This is a genomic window from Pseudomonas trivialis (assembly GCF_036864995.1).
Classification (GTDB): Bacteria; Pseudomonadota; Gammaproteobacteria; order Pseudomonadales; family Pseudomonadaceae; genus Aquipseudomonas; species Aquipseudomonas trivialis.
Window position 1 is genome coordinate 1,867,240 of the sequence record NZ_CP142151.1, and the last position, 15,267, is coordinate 1,882,506.

Sequence of the window (15,267 nt, forward strand, 5' to 3'; positions counted from 1 at the left end):
AGCGCAACGGCCGGCTGCCACTGGCTGGCGCGAGTTCAGGTGCGCATGCCCTGGAACAGCAGGGCAGTGATGCGGCGCACCTGACTGGAGTGGGATTCGATGTCCGGCGGGGTCTGACTGACCAGGCGCAACAGCTGCAGGTGCGCGTAGTCGTTGAGCAGGAACGCCGCGAGGTCGACGTCCAGATCATCGCGCAGCTTGCCGACCTGTTGCAGCTCGCGCAGCAGGCCACTGATTTGCCCACGCAGTGCGTCGTTCATCGCGCGGTAGCCGGCGGGCAATTCGCTTTCGCCGCCGAACAGAATCAACGGCAGCAGCTCGCGCCACAGGTTGGGGTGCATGACCTCGAGCGCATAGTTGGTGAGCAGTTTTTCGAGGTAGCAGAGCGCGTCCACCGGGTCGTCCATGGCCGGCATCAGGCGGCGCGTGTCGTGCAGGGCGCGGCGGTCGGCCTCGTGCAGGATTTCCAGGATGATTTCCTGCTTGTTGCCGAAGTACTTGAATACCGTGGGCGCCGAGACACCCGCCTGATTGGCGATCTGCTCGATGGTGGTGTTCTGGTACCCCTGACGTTCGAACAGTTCGATCGCCGCTGTACTGATGGCCTGGCGGCGTTCGAGCCGTTGCCGTTCACGCAGTCCGCTCACGCAAGATCCTTGTTGGAGAAAGAGCAGGGCAGTCGGCCCCGGCAGTGCTGTGAAAATACTTTACGGGGTAAAAACTTTAAAGCGCTCATTTTTTTGCGGATGCACTAGCCGATTTCGGCACAGCTTGTTCAAGGGCGTGCCAGGGGGAATGGAAATTGCCTGCGCTTGACCAGGCTTGCAGGCTCAACAGGAAACAGTCGATGAACAATAATAATTCACGGGTAGCGCCGACGTGCCCTGCACCGGGCGACCCTTGCGCGCTGCAGCGCTATCGCACCCACGACATCGACCAGCACGCGCGCAATATGCACGGCTGGCAGGTGCGTTATGACCAGTTGACCCCGGGGCGCTTTGACGGCGAGCTGATCACGTTGCGAGCCGGCTGGATGCAACTGGTGCGCGACCGTGCCAACCAGTCGATGCTCAAAAGCGGCCGCGCGTGGAAAGGCGCGATCACCTTCAGCGTGCCGCTCAGCCCTAGCGGGCCGCTGTTTTGTGCCGGGCATCCGTTCCAGGAGCAGCACCTGCTGGTGGCCCACGGCGAGCATCTGCCGGATTTGCGCGTGCCCGCGCAGCTCGACCTGCTGAGTGTCGCCGTCGACGCCCAGGCCCTGGAGAGCGTGTTGCAACGCCAGGGCGTGGGTTTTCGAATTACCGATCTTCCCACCTGTTACCGTTTGGCCGCGACGTCGATGCAGGCGCAACTGGCGAACCTGTTCGATGACCTGGTCACGGCCGATCAGGGGCAGGGCAACCTGTTGCGCCACGAGGCGGTTCGCCATGGGATCCGCGACGCGGTGATGGTGCAGTTGCTTGAGCTGATCGCGCCGGATCAGGCCGCAGCGCTAAGCCCGACCGCGCGCAAGCGCATGGTGGACCGTGCCAGGGAATACGCCTTGGGGCATCTGGATGAGCCGTTGTCGATCCTCGACCTGTGCAATCACATCGGCGCCAGTCGCCGCAAGCTTCAGTACTGTTTTCAGGAAACCCTGGGCATCAACCCGGTGGCCTATCTGCGCGCGCTGCGCCTCAATGCGGTGCGTCGCGAGCTGTGCGCGCACGCTGCCATCCATGGCGTTCAGCAGGTGGCGGCGCGCTGGGGGTTCTGGCACTTGAGCCGGTTTGCCAGCGATTACCGCACCCTGTTCGGCGAGTCGCCCTCGCAGACTCTGCACCGCCGCTAACTGTGCTGAAAACGGCTAACCCGCTGCGGCGCGCGCTGCCTAGGATGCCCCCACACCATGGGTCGGGAGGGGCATTCGATGAACAACAACAACACCAGCATGCGCCGCGTCAGAGGTTTCACCCTGGGGCTGCTGGCGCTGTGCGCTGGCGCACAGGCCACGGAAAACGGTGCGCCGACCACGGCGGTCGGGGTCTACGACTTTGGCGCCGGCATGATGCCGCCCGCCACGGCGAACGGCACCCTGGGCCTGCGCACGGGGTTCTATAGCGCCAACGTGCAAAGGAACAGTCAGGGCAGGGCGGTGGATAATCATTTATCGCTGGACGTGCTGTCCATCGGCCTGGCTTACCTGCGCATGACGGACTACCACCTGCTGGGCGCGCAATATGGCTTCGGCGCGGTTGTACCCTTCTTCAGGATGGATGCCTCGCTGCAGGTGCCCACCCCCAACGGTCCGTTGCAGCTGTCGGCCGACCCGTTCCGGCTGGCCGATGCGCAGATCATTCCGCTGATCTTGCAGTGGGGCCTGTCGCCCAACCTGTTCGTCAATACCCAGCTGCAGATCCAGGCACCGACCGGTGACTACGAGCGCAGCCGCCTGGTGTCGCCGGGGCTGAATCACTGGACATTTTCCCCGGCCGTCAACGCCACTTATATCAGCGACACAGGCTTTGAGCTGTCGTCGAGCTTTCAACTGGACATCAACACGCGCAACCCCGACACCCATTACCGCAACGGCGTGGAGTACCGCCATGAGTTTGCCGTGGGCCAGCACTTCGGGCCCTGGACGGCGGGCATCGGCGGTTATTACTACCGCCAGCTCAGCGACGACGATGCGCCTGGCCTGACCCGCGGCAACCGCGCGCGGGTGATGGCCCTCGGTCCGGCGCTCAGCTACATCGCGCCGGGCCTGCCGCCGGTGTGGCTGCACCTTTACAAGGAGTTCGATGCGCGCAACCGCGCCGAGGGCTACACCGTCGCCCTGCGTGTTTCCCACAGTTTCTGAGGGTCGGATCATGAGCACTGTCATTCCTGCTTCAACCGTTTCATCCGGCGACGTGCGCCAGGCCACTGGCCGCCGCGAAGGGCGGGTGCTGATCCTCGGCAGCAGCCTGACCATCATGGGCGCCGTGATGATCGCGCCCGTGCTGCCCAAGCTCGGCGCCGAGTTCGGACCGGTCACCGCCCACGCCGATCTGCTGGTGCCGCTGGCCGTGACCGGGCCTGCGCTGGCCATTGCGTTATGCGCGCCGCTGGCCGGCTGGCTGGCCGACCGGGTCGGGCGCAAGGCCTTGCTGGTGGTCGCCACCGTGCTCTATGCGTTGCTGGGCGTGACGCCGGCACTGCTCGGCGACCTGCACGCCATCGTCATCGTGCGCCTGCTGTTCGGTGCGGCGGAAGCGGCGGTGATGACCTGCTGTTCGGCACTGATCGCCGATTACTGGCACGGCGGCGAACGGCTGCGCTACATCAATCGGCAGATGGTCACCATCGGCCTGGTGGGCGCGCTGTTCTTCGTGCTCGGCGGTGCGCTGGGCGAGTACTCCTGGCGCTTGCCGTTCCTGTTGTACCTGCTGCCGTTGCTGCTGGTGCCGGCGATGTTGACGGTGCTGTGGGAGCCGATCCGCGAGCGGCCGGGGGCACAGGCGCCAGGCCCTGAGCGGGTGGCGCTGGTGCCGGTGGTGCTGGGTTACCTGCTGATTTTCGGCGGCATGGTGCTGACTTTTATCGCGCCGGTGCAGGTGCCGGTTCTGCTGGTGCAAGTGGGTGTCACGTCCAGCACGCAGATTGGGCTTTGCGCCGGCCTGAGCCTGCTCGCCACCCTGGGCGGTTCCCTGGCCTGGCCGTTGATGCGGCGCAGCTTGAAGGGCGCCGGGACCAACGCGGTGTTGCTGCTGCTGTTCGCGGCCGGGCTGTGGTTGCTCAACCATGCGCAGAGCTACAGCGAGGTGGCGTTGGCCATGCTGATTCACGGGCTGGGCGCGGGCCTGCTGGTGCCGAACGTGATGGCGCCAGTGATGCAGGCTCTCACGCCGCGAACCCGTGGGCGCGGCCTCGGCGGGCTGACCGCGTGCATGTACCTGGGGCAGTTTGTCAGCCCCTTGGTGGTGGCGGCACTGGTGGTCTGGGTGGGCGATTTGCGCCACGCGCTGCAGTGGCTGGCGTTTGCCAGCCTGGTCGCGGCGTTGCTGTGGGGCATGGCCGCCGTGGCGCGCCGGCGTTCGGCGGCTTGAACAGCGTGTGGGTTTTTACTGAAATGGATCGGAGAAGTGGGTATGCGTGATATTCAACAGTTGATCGACGACGAAGACGCCATCGACCTGGCCGCTTGGGTGCGGCGTGGCGAGGTGCAGCCGGTGGAGTTGGTGGAGGCGGTGATCGCGCGGCTGGAGCAGGTCGAGCCTCGGCTCAACGCCGTCGCCGAGCGCCTGTACGAGCAGGCGCGGGAGGCCGCCCTTGGCGCCGATGCCGGGCAAGGGGTGTTTGCCGGTGTGCCGACTTTGATCAAGGATCTGTTCGCCCCGCTGATGGGTGCGGCCATGACCAACGGTTCATTCGCCCTGGGCGATGCCCGCGCGGACATGGATGCCGAGGTGGTGGCGCGCCTGCGTCGTGCCGGCTGCGTGTTCGTCGGCACCAGCACGGCGCCGGAGTTCGGCACCTCGTATTCCACCGAGTCGAACCGTTTTGGCGCCACCCGCAACCCCTGGAACACCGGGCACAGCGCCGGCGGTTCGAGCGGCGGGGCGGCGGCGCTGGTCGCGGCGCGGGTGGTGCCGTTTGCCCATGGCAACGACGGCGGCGGTTCCCTGCGCGTGCCGGCCTCCTGCTGCGGCGTGTTCGGGCTCAAGCCCAGCCGTGGCTTGCTGCCCTCGGGGCCGATGGTGGGGGAAGGGTGGGCGGGTATGTCGACCAACCATTGCATCACCCTGTCGGTGCGCGACAGCGCGGGATTACTCGATGCCACCGCTGGCATCGAGCTGGGCGCACCCTACGCCGCGCCGATGGCGGCGCAGCCTTATGCGCTGGCCCTGCAACAGGCGCCGCGGGCGCTGCGCATTGCGCTGGTCGAGCAGGTCGGGCCGTGGCCCACCTCCGCGCAGAGCCTGGAAGCGGTGCGCCAGGCCGCGCGGTTGTGCGAATCCCTGGGGCATCGGGTAACACCCGCGCAGTTGCCGGTGGCGCTGCCGGAGTTTCTCGACCAGGTGTTCACCATCATCGGCGCCAGCACCCGCAACTACGTGGACCTGCTCGGCCAATTGCGCGGCACGCCGGTGCAGCCTGGGGAACTCGAGGCGCGCACCCGCATCATTCTGCGTGACAAGGGCGCCGTCAGCGGCGCGCAGTACGCTGCGGCCGTGGAGTGGATCCATGCCTTCGGCCGGCAAATGGCATGGTTCATGCGCGACCATGACGTGATCCTCAGCCCGACCCTGGCCCGCGAGCCGGCGCCCATCGGCGAACTGCACCTGCAGGACGACAGCCTGCGTCTCGACGAGTTGATCGAGCGCTTCCACAGCTACTCGCCGTTCACTGCCTTGTTCAATGCCAGCGGCCAACCGGCGATGTCGGTGCCGTTGTACTGGAGCGCAAGCGGCCTGCCCATGGGCGCGCATTTTGCCGCGCGTTTTGGTGAGGACGCGACCTTGCTGGCGCTGGCCGCGCAACTGGAGCAAGCGCAGCCCTGGCGCCACAGGATTGCCCCGGTGAATGCCTGTGTGACTGGCGCCTTTGTGCCTGCGACTTGACCCAGCCTTGCCTTGCCATCGTGCACGGCATGCTCGCTCTGACCGCTGCAGGTGCGTCATGCCGTGGCGGAATACCCCCATGCACATTGGTTGATTGCGCCCCTCGCCGCTTAAACGTTTAGCTATGACCCACGCGAAGACTTCCAGGCGCGGCACCGGCAGCAGGACGCTGCGGTGCCCGCTCTTCTAAAAAATAGTCGGCAAGGGGAATGGCTCCAGATGAAATATCCACTGCGTGCGTTGGTGTTCTGGCCAACCTTTCTGATCCTGCTGGCGGCGGTGATCGCCAGCTACATCGACCTGGATGCATTCCTGGCGGTGAGCAAACAGCTCAATGGCGTGATCCTGAAAAACTTCTCATGGCTGTTCAGCGCCGGCTCGTTTGCCATGGTGGTGCTGACGGCCGTGGTGTATTTCTCCGCGCTGGGCAAGGTGCGTATCGGCGGTGAAGACGCCCAGCCTTTACTGAGCAAATGGCGCTGGTTCATGGTGGCGCTGTGCACCACGCTGGCGGTGGGCGTGCTGTTCTGGACCACCGCCGAGCCGCTCTACCACCTGTACGCCCCACCCACCAGCCTGCCGATCCAAGCAGGCAGTGCGGCGGCCAGAAGCTTTGCCATGTCGACGATGTTCCTGCACTGGACCATCACCCCCTACGCCATTTACCTGGTGCCCTCGCTGGTGTTCGCGCTGGTGTTCTATAACCGGCGCAGCCGTTTCTCCATCGGCGCCATGCTCGAGCCGCTGCTGGGTCCGGCGCGGATCACGCGTTACGCCGGGCTGATCGACACCCTGGCGATGTTCGCCCTGGTGGCCGGCATGGCCTCGTCCCTGGGCACCGGCGCGTTGACCCTGGCGGGCGGCTTGAGCCAGTACATCGGCGGCGACACCACGCCGTTGCGCCTGGCGATCATCATTGCGATTATCGTGATCACCTTTGTCGCCTCGGCGGCCAGCGGCTTGCAGCGCGGCATTGTGATGCTGTCGTCGTTCAACACCTGGATCATGCTGGCCCTGGGGCTGTTCGTGCTGGTGTGCGGGCCGACCCTCTACATGTTCAGCCTTGGCGTCGAATCGCTGGGCGTCTACCTCGACACGTTCTTCAGCCGCAGCCTGTTTACCGGCGCCGCCAGCGGTGACAGCTGGCCGCAGAGCTGGACGGTGTTCTACTGGTCGGTCTGGTTTGCCTGGGCGCCGGTGAGCGCGCTGTTTCTGGGCAAGATCGGGCGCGGCTACACCGTGCGCGAATTCATCCATATCAACATGCTTTACCCGGCGCTGTTCACGGCGCTGTGGATCTGTATTTTCTCCGGCACCAGCCTCTACTTCGATGCGCTGGGCGACGGCAGCCTCAACCGCGTGCTCAACGAGCAGGGCGTGGAGCACGTGCTGTACCAGATGTTCCAGCAGTTGCCGGCCAGCGGCCTGATGATTGCGTTCCTGCTGTTCGTGGCGTTCATCTCTTTTGTCACGGCGGCCGACTCCAGCACCGACGTGATCGCCAACCTGTGCAGCAAAGGCGTGACCGCCGACTCGGACCTGGACGGCAACCCGCTGCTGAAGATCATCTGGGGCCTGATCATCGGCACGGTGTCGTGGGTGATGGTCGCGTTTGTCGGCATCGACGGGGTGAAGATGCTCTCCAACCTCGGCGGCCTGCCCGGCATGATTCTGGTGCTGCTGGCCAGTACCTCGCTGATCTTCTGGCTGAAAGATCCTGCATTGCTGGATGTAAAACGCCTTCAGCCAAGCCCCGAAACGCCGTTGCGCGGCGCCAGCCCGGTGGTGGATTTCGCGCGCTGATTGATTGAACCGTTGCTGGAGTTACCGATGGAAATCGTCACTGAATTTGCTTACACCGTGCGCGAGATCGAGCACTGCCTGATCCCGCTCAAAGACGGCACCCAACTGGCCGCGCGCATCTGGCTGCCGCAGGACGCCGGCCACGGGCAGACTTTCCCGGCGATCCTCGAATACCTGCCGTATCGCAAGCGCGACGGCACGGCGGTGCGCGACGCCTTGACCCATCCGTGGATGGCAGGGCAGGGCTATGTCTGCGTGCGCGTGGACATGCGTGGCAACGGCGAGTCCGAGGGGTTGATGGCCGACGAGTACCTGTTGCAGGAGCAGGAAGATGCCCTTGAAGTGATCGACTGGCTGTGCCGGCAGCCCTGGTGCGACGGCAACGTCGGCATGATGGGCATCTCCTGGGGCGGTTTCAACGGCCTGCAGGTCGCGGCGCGCCAACCTCAGGCGCTGAAAGCGATCATTACACTGTGCTCCACCGATGACCGCTTTGCCGACGACATCCATTACAAGGGCGGCAACCTGCTGCTGGAAAACTTCGGCTGGGCCGCCACCATGCTCAACTTCAGCGCGGCGGTGCCGGACCCCTTGCTGGTGGGCGACGGCTGGAAAACCCTTTGGCACCAACGCCTGGACGCCATGCCGTTGCTCGCCGAAACCTGGTTGCAACACCAGACCCGTGATGACTACTGGCGCCATGGCTCGGTGTGCGAGGACTACACGCAGATCAAGGCGGCGGTGTACGCGGTGGGCGGATGGGGCGATGCCTACCGCAATACCGTGTCGCGGCTGATGGAACACCTGCCGGGGCCAAAGAAGGCCATGCTCGGCCCGTGGATCCACAAATACCCGCATTTCGCCGTACCCAATCCGGCCGTTGGCTTTCTGCAAGAGGCCAGGCGCTGGTGGGATTACTGGCTCAAAGGCATTGATAACGGGGTGATGGATGACCCGGCCTGCGCCTTTTTCCTACAGGATGTTCTGCCACCGAAGGGCAGTTACGCCGAGCGGCCGGGCGTCTGGGTGCAAACGGCAGGCTGGCCGGATCCGCAGGTGCAATGGAAGGATTTCTGCCTCGATGAACGGGGCTTGAGTGCTGGTGCGCAGGTTTTGGCAGCACCGCTTAGCGTCTGTTCACCGCTGACCACCGGCCTGCATCAGGGTGAATATTGCGCCATCTGGTTTGGCCCCGATGGGCCGACCGACCAGCGTCGCGATGACGCCCATTCGCTGTGTTTCGACTCGCCGCCGCTGCTTGAGCCTTTGGCGCTGCTGGGCGATGCGCGGCTTACTCTGCGCCTGGCCAGCGACACGACCTGTGGGCAATTGGTCGCACGGCTGAACGCCGTGGCGCCGGATGGGCAAGTCACACAGATCAGTTATGGCGTGCTCAATCTCACGCTTCGCGAAGACTTTTCCCACGTAACCCCGGTAGTCCCGGGCGAACCGATGGACGTGCAATTGAGTCTGGACCACATCGGCGTGCGCCTGCCTGCCGGCTACCGTTTACGCCTGGCCTTGAGCACCGCCAGTTTCCCGCTGCTGTGGCCGAGCCGTGAACTGACCACCCTGACCTTGCTGCCGGCTCTGCAACGCCTGCAATTGCCGGTGTTCAGAGGCGATGCGGTGGAGTGCCCGTTTGAGCCGCCGCAGTCGGCGCCGCCGGCGGCCCTGGAGGTGCTGCGCGCCGCCGCGCCCAAACGCACCCTGATCGAAGACGTGGGCAGCGGCGAAGTCTGCGTGAAGATCGAGGACGACCTCGGTGCGATGCGCTTTACCGATCACGGCCTATCGGTGGACCAGCATTGCACCGAACAGTACCGCACCTTGCCGTGGGACCCGCTGTCGACGCGTGCCGATATTGAATGGCATTACCGCGTCGGCCGTGACGGGTGGGAGGTACAGGTGGAAAGCCGCCTGAGCGTGCACGCCGACGCCGAGTGGTTCTACGTCGAAGCCGAGCAGACGGCCTGGGAAAATGGCTGCCTGGAACACCGTCGGCAATGGAGCAAACGCGTGGCCAGGGTCACGCTGTAAGTGAGCAGCTGGCATGATGCACGCCTGCGTGATGAGTGCGGGCCGGGGCGAACCCCGGACCCGTAGTTGCCGCTTAATCTGCTTACGGACCCGCCCATGTCGCGCCGAAACGTCGATCTTCCTCCGCTCAATTGTCTGCAGACCTTCGAAGCGGCTGCGCGTCATCTGAGCTTTACCCAGGCCGCCCATGAGCTGAACCTGACCCAGAGCGCGGTGAGCCGCCAGGTTAAACGCCTCGAAGAAGACCTGGCCCGGCCGCTGTTTTACCGGCTGGCCCAGGGCCTGAGCCTGACGCCCGCCGGGGTGCGCTACTTTCGCACCGTCCAGCGCCTGTTGCGTGAACTCGACCGCGAGTCCGCCGAGCTGCGCCGTCGCGGCGCCGACCGCCAGCTGACGCTGGCCAGCACGCCCACCATCAGCTCCCTCTGGCTGGCGGGTTTGCTGCCGGACTTCCAGCGCGAATACCCGGACCTGGAGATCCGCATCCTGTGCAGCGAGAGTCCGCAGCATCTGGATGTGAGCGAGTACGACCTGGGCCTGTTCTACCACCTCGACGAGCTGCCGGCGCCCCATGGCCTGGAGCTGTCGCCGGTGTTTGACAGCGAAGAGGTGATCGCCGTGTGCAGCGGTGCTTACCTTGCGCGCCACGGTCCGATTCGCGACCTGCACCATTTGCTGCACGCCCACACCTTGCTGATCGTGGAAGACCATCACCACGACTGGCTGACCTGGACCGACTGGTTTGCCGGCCTCGGCGCCGATTACTTCACCCCGCGCCACGGGTTGCGTACCAATAGCTATCAGTTGGTAATGCAGTCGGCGGTGATGGGGCACGGCGTGGCGCTCGGCTGGAAGAGCCTGCTGGATGGCGAATTTGCCGCCGGCCGCCTGCAAACGGCTTTGCCCCACGCCTTGCCCAGCCGGGGGCGCCTGCACCTGATGCAGCCCCTGCATCGCAACCCGCCAGCGGCGGCGCGCAGTTTTCAGCAGTGGCTGCGCACGGCGCGGCAGGCGCCGGGGTCAGGGTGAGGTGTTGCGGCTGTGACGGTAATCGCTGATAGCTTCATACACGGCTTTGCGCAGGCGGTTGATGCCGCCGATGGGGCGGTGTGCTTCCACGCCGAACCAGGGGTTGAATGACTGGTTGTCGCACGCCAGATTCAACGCCGGGGTGTCGAAATCCTGGGCGGGAATCCGCACGTTGGCCACGGTCTCGTAGGGCGCGTCGCTTTCCTTCCACTCGATGCTGGTGTCCTCGATCGGCATGAATTTTTGCGGGTTCTGCCGCTGGACCTGCAGCACGAAGCAGGCCGCCACGCGGTCGGTGGACAACTGCTGGCTGAGGGCGCTGCGCAGGAAGTTCGGCAGGTCCTCGTTCTGTTTGGGCAGCGTGTATTGCGGGCAACTTTGCGGGTCGGGCGCCACGCGGAATTTGGCGTTGGCCGCGCCGAATTTATACGGTGAAACAGAGAAATAGGTGGTCTGCGTGGGGCTGGCCGGCGCGGGGGCCAGGGTCGCCAGCGCGATGAACAGGTGGCGCACCTGCCAGCTGCGCGGGTCGAGGCTGGGGAAGAATGCCTGGATTTTTTTGCCGTCCGCCTGGGCGCCGATATTCTGCGCGTATTCGGCCACATCACTGACGAAGAAGTTCGGATGGCTGAACATCACGAAGTCCTGCTCCATGCGAGTCTGCTGATCGGCCATCAACTGCTTGCCCGGAACGTCCAGCAACTTGAGGGCCATGCCCCGGGCGTCGCGGATGCTGTCGAACTGCGGGTAGGCATTGCCGTTGGACAGGCGCATCGTCGCTTGCCAGGTTTTGCCGGGTTCGGCAAATACGCCCTGGCGCAAGGCCGGGTCAAGGTCGGCCAGCACGCTGACTTCGGCCTTCACGCAGCCATGGGCCTTGGCGTGGGCATCGCGCAGGTAGCGTGTGCCTTCGCGGTGCTGGTCGACGATGCGTACGGCGGTCTGAATGATGCCCTGGGTCATCGCCGCCTCGCCGGGCGGGATCTGCTCGTTCGGTGACACCGGGCCGCTGTGCTGCCAGGCGTACCAGGCGGTTGCCGCCAGCCAGCCCAGCAGTCCCAGCCCCACCAGCCACAGCAGGGTTTTGCCGAGCAGGGCGCCCAGGCGCAGCCAGAGGCGGGCGAGCAGTGAACGTTCGTTGTATTGCGATCGGATAATCATGGCAGTTGTTGCTCCAACGGGCCGCCCAGCACTTTCAGGTATTCCAGCAGCGCCCAGCGTTCCTGCGGCAGCAGGCCACGGCCGATAACGCCGTCGCCACGCTTGCCGTCACGAAATTCGTGGCCGCTGTTGTGGTTGCCGGTGATTTTGGTATCGAACAGGAAGGCATTTTTGAATGCGCCGGTTTCAAACCCGAGATGGCGCGGGTCGTAGGCGAAGGTGCCTTTATAGAAGGTGACGCTGCGCTCGTCCTGGGGCGAGAGCAGTTGGTAGAGCGTGGGCACCGAGCCGTTGTGCAGGAACGGCGGGGTGGCCCACACACCGGCCAGTGGCCGCGCCTTGTAGGCACGCAGTTCGCGCACGCCGATGGGTTGATCGAAACCGTCCAGGTTCGGGCGCTCGGCCGGGGTGACGCCGGCGGCACGGTAGGCGTGGTCTTCGACGTAGGCGGTGACGTAGGCCAGACCCTTGGCCACGGACATGCTTTTCAGGTCCAGCGGTTCGCCCGGTTTGGGGTGCAGTTGCACATTGAGCGCGGCCAGTTCTGCGGTGTCCCATTTCAGCGCGCTGAGGTCGTAGCGCTGGTCGGCGATGTTAGTGGCGGCGGTAGGGTCGGTGCCGATGTAGTCGACGGTGAGCATTTGCAGGTGCTGCATCGCCCGGCCCGGTTCCTGGGTAACGGTGGGCACGTGGCAGGCGGTGCAGTTTTCGGCAAAGAGCGCGCGGCCCTGGGCGGCGAGCGGTTTGTCGATGGCGCCGAACAGGTCCTGCGGCCAGGTGGGCGGCTTGAGGCGTTGCAGGGTTTCTTCGATCAGGTGCAGGTCGCGCACGCGTACGCTGGACGGGTATCGGGCCTGGCCCTGCAGCGGCTGGCCGGCGCTGTCAAAAAAATCCAGGGTCGCGCCCACGCCCAGGGCTTCGCCGATATTGCGCGCCATGGGTTGTTGGGCCGAGCCGTTCCATTGCACCCAGTCGAAGGTCCAGATATCCCACAGCTGCGGGTAGTCCACGGGCGCATTGGCAATGCGGTAGTTGTCCGGGGAAATCGCATCGCCAAAACTGGCATTGGCGATGCGGCCGAACGCGTCGGTACGGCCGGGGCCTTCCTGGGTGGGGTAGAGGCCGCGATGGGTGTCGTTCCAGGCGACCTTGATAAACCGGTTGAGGGACTGTTTGAAGGCCTCGCGCAGTTGGCGGTGTTCGGCTTCATAACGATCCCCCAGCACCTGGCGGGCGAAGCGTTCGAATTTCCACGGGTTGTAATAGGTGGCCGCCAGACTTGCCACCAGGGCCTGGCCGAAACTGCCGCCGCGCAGGGTGGGTACGCTGGAGGGCAGCACGTGCTGGGCCGAGCCGCCGTCGATACGCAGGGCCTGGCCTTTGAAATGCAGCTCGCCGGTGTGGCAGGCGGCGCAGGTGATGTCCAGGTATTCAACGTTGCTGTCAGCATTTTTATGCCGGGCGAAACCGACCGGCAGGTTGCCGGGGTTCTGCGCGGTGGGCACTTGTTTGGGGTCTACGAGGAAGCCGAAGCGTGCCAGGTACTCGGGTGCGGCAAAGCGCTGTTCGGAGAACGGCAGTTCGAGGGCGGTGAACCAGTCGTAATGCAGGCCCTTGACCTGGGTGCCCTGGGGTGTGAAGTAGTAGGTCTGGCGGTCGGTGGCGCTCCATTGGTCCTGGTAGTGCACCTGCTCCACGGGCACGTAATCGGGCAGCCTGGGGTTGACGATGTAGTAGAGCACCACGCCCAGGAGCAGGCCCAGGGCGATAAGAAGCAGAAGTAATGCACGGGAGAAAATGCGCAAGAGGGCTATCCTTGTCTCGGTCTTGTCGAACGGTAGCGCTGTTATGCCACTACGCCACAGGTGCGGCAAGTGGCCATGAATGCGCGTGAGGGCGGTCCGCGATCCGTCGCGGGCCTGCATCATGAATGAAAATGCTTTTAAACACGTGAACTTATCAGGCGATTCCCGCTCACATGCCGGTAGCCATTGGTCGTGGCCGGCTGATAAGCTCGCGACTTTATTCAAATGCCCTATTGGCGCATGAACAAGGAAATAGCATGAAACAGCATCGGTTGGCGGCGGCGGTGGCCCTGGTTGGCCTGGTACTTGCGGGTTGTGATTCGCAGACCAGCGTAGAGCTGAAAACCCCGGCGCAGAAAGCTTCCTACGGCATCGGCCTGAACATGGGCAAGAGTCTCGCCCAGGAAGGCATGGACGACCTGGATTCCAAAGCCGTAGCCCAGGGCATCGAAGATGCCGTCGGCAAGAAAGAACAGAAGCTGAAGGACGACGAACTGGTAGAAGCGTTTGCCGCTCTGCAAAAGCGCGCTGAAGAACGCATGACCAAGATGAGCGAAGAGTCGGCAACCGCCGGCAAGAAATTCCTCGAAGAAAACGCCAAGAAAGACGGCGTGGTTACCACCGCTTCCGGTCTGCAGTACAAGATCGTGAAGAAGGCCGACGGCCCTCAGCCCAAGCCGACCGACGTGGTGACTGTGCACTACACCGGCAAGCTCACCAACGGCACCACCTTTGACAGCTCCGTGGATCGCGGCAGCCCGATTGACCTGCCGGTCAGCGGCGTGATCCCGGGTTGGGTCGAAGGCCTGCAACTGATGCACGTTGGCGAGAAGGTCGAGTTGTACATCCCGTCCGACCTGGCCTACGGCGCCCAGAGCCCGAGCCCGGCCATCCCGGCCAACTCGGTGCTGGTATTCGACCTTGAGCTGCTGGGTATCAAGGACCCGGCCAAGGCTGAAGCGCCTGCCGCACCTGCTGCACCTGCCGCCAAGAAGTAATCGGCGTCTGAACACACAACGCCCCGTTTCGACGGGGCGTTGTTGTTTCTGTCGATTGGAAAATGATGTGGCTGTAAATCCGATCGAACCCGGGCCCTGGCGCACAGTCACACGTAAGACCCGAGCAGGGGTAACGGCACATCACTACCAAGTCAATGAAATCTTGGGGTTTTTTATGTGCGCAAAAAACGCCCGATCTGACTGCAAGCCTTGCCGGGCGTGGCTTTGAGCTGCGAAAAAAGGCTCTGTTCACAAGGTTATCCACAATTTGTGTGGATAACCTTTCATTCGCATGGAACTGGAGTGACACATGAGACCACCGTTCAACTTCACCCGCTTCCTGCCCATCGCCGCGCGGCTGCTGGGCCGTGGCCGTCTGCCCACCCTGTTGTTTGCCGTCGCCGCCAAAGGATCGAGCCAGGGCAATCGCCTGGGCAAACTCAAGGATGACCTGAAGCTGCTGCAGGGTCTGTGTCTGGCGTACTGGCGCGGCGAGTACCGTGCAATCAGCCCCAAGGCCTTGATCTCGGTGGTGGCGGGGCTGATGTACTTCCTCAGCCCGATTGATGCAATCCCGGATTTTATCCCGATGTTCGGCATGCTCGATGACATTGCCGTGCTGGCGTGGGTCATGAAGACCCTGGACGGCGAGCTGAGCGCCTTTCGCGCGTGGCGTGACGCCCAGCGTCCGGAAAAGCTTGCGGTGGTTGAGCGGCTTCCGGCGAGCGCTGCGTTGCTGGCCGGGGAACAGCCGCAAAAAAACGCCTGAGGCGGTGATCCCCCGGCGACCTTTACGGCTGTTAGGATTACACTCCCCGGGAAGGTACTTAAGGAAAGTGCTTACCTGGT

General features: G+C 64.2%; 12 protein-coding genes. 9 read left to right on the forward strand and 3 right to left on the reverse strand.

Annotated features, from left to right (window positions below; genetic code table 11):
- Nucleotides 1-35: 35 nt before the first annotated feature.
- Nucleotides 36-647, reverse strand: a complete 612-nt coding sequence (locus VRB54_RS08435) for a helix-turn-helix domain-containing protein (RefSeq protein ID WP_338480347.1) — start codon at nt 645-647, stop codon at nt 36-38.
- Between the two features lie 200 nt (nt 648-847).
- Between VRB54_RS08435 and VRB54_RS08440 the strand changes: the two genes are divergently transcribed.
- The 7 genes from VRB54_RS08440 (at nt 848) to VRB54_RS08470 (ending at nt 10,454) form a co-directional block, all read left to right on the forward strand.
- Nucleotides 848-1,831 carry a helix-turn-helix domain-containing protein gene (locus tag VRB54_RS08440; RefSeq protein ID WP_338480348.1) on the forward strand — a complete coding sequence of 328 codons (984 nt, stop codon included), beginning with the start codon at nt 848-850 and terminating at the stop codon, nt 1,829-1,831.
- 78 nt (nt 1,832-1,909) lie between these two features.
- Nucleotides 1,910-2,839 carry a SphA family protein gene (locus VRB54_RS08445; protein WP_338480349.1) on the forward strand — a complete coding sequence of 310 codons (930 nt, stop codon included), beginning with the start codon at nt 1,910-1,912 and terminating at the stop codon, nt 2,837-2,839.
- Nucleotides 2,840-2,849: 10 nt separating this feature from the next.
- A complete protein-coding gene (locus VRB54_RS08450) occupies nt 2,850-4,067 on the forward strand; it encodes an MFS transporter (protein ID WP_338480350.1) in 1,218 nt (405 codons plus the stop codon).
- 42 nt (nt 4,068-4,109) lie between these two features.
- A complete protein-coding gene (locus VRB54_RS08455) occupies nt 4,110-5,582 on the forward strand; it encodes an amidase (RefSeq protein ID WP_338480352.1) in 1,473 nt (490 codons plus the stop codon).
- Between the two features lie 219 nt (nt 5,583-5,801).
- A complete protein-coding gene (locus tag VRB54_RS08460; RefSeq protein ID WP_338480353.1) occupies nt 5,802-7,385 on the forward strand; it encodes a BCCT family transporter in 1,584 nt (527 codons plus the stop codon).
- Nucleotides 7,386-7,412: 27 nt separating this feature from the next.
- The gene (locus VRB54_RS08465) at nt 7,413-9,425 is read left to right on the forward strand and encodes a CocE/NonD family hydrolase (RefSeq protein WP_338480354.1); all 2,013 of its coding nucleotides are present in this window, start codon (nt 7,413-7,415) and stop codon (nt 9,423-9,425) included.
- 96 nt (nt 9,426-9,521) lie between these two features.
- Nucleotides 9,522-10,454, forward strand: a complete 933-nt coding sequence (locus VRB54_RS08470; RefSeq protein ID WP_338480355.1) for a LysR substrate-binding domain-containing protein — start codon at nt 9,522-9,524, stop codon at nt 10,452-10,454.
- Here the strand turns inward: VRB54_RS08470 and VRB54_RS08475 are convergent.
- On the reverse strand, nt 10,446-11,615 hold the full coding sequence (locus tag VRB54_RS08475) for a catalase family protein (protein ID WP_338480356.1): 1,170 nt from the start codon (nt 11,613-11,615) through the stop codon (nt 10,446-10,448). The two genes, VRB54_RS08470 and VRB54_RS08475, sit on opposite strands and share 9 nt — an antisense overlap.
- Complete coding sequence (locus VRB54_RS08480; RefSeq protein ID WP_338480357.1) at nt 11,612-13,420, reverse strand: di-heme-cytochrome C peroxidase; 1,809 nt, start codon at nt 13,418-13,420, stop codon at nt 11,612-11,614. The genes VRB54_RS08475 and VRB54_RS08480 overlap by 4 nt, the downstream gene beginning before the upstream one ends.
- A gap of 257 nt (nt 13,421-13,677) precedes the next feature.
- On the opposite strand from VRB54_RS08480, the gene VRB54_RS08485 reads away from it, so the two are divergent.
- Both VRB54_RS08485 and VRB54_RS08490 read left to right on the forward strand, forming a co-directional pair.
- A complete protein-coding gene (locus VRB54_RS08485) occupies nt 13,678-14,418 on the forward strand; it encodes an FKBP-type peptidyl-prolyl cis-trans isomerase (protein WP_057008231.1) in 741 nt (246 codons plus the stop codon).
- Nucleotides 14,419-14,728: 310 nt separating this feature from the next.
- Nucleotides 14,729-15,187, forward strand: coding sequence for a YkvA family protein (locus tag VRB54_RS08490; protein ID WP_338480359.1), 459 nt, complete (start codon nt 14,729-14,731; stop codon nt 15,185-15,187).
- Nucleotides 15,188-15,267 lie beyond the last annotated feature (80 nt).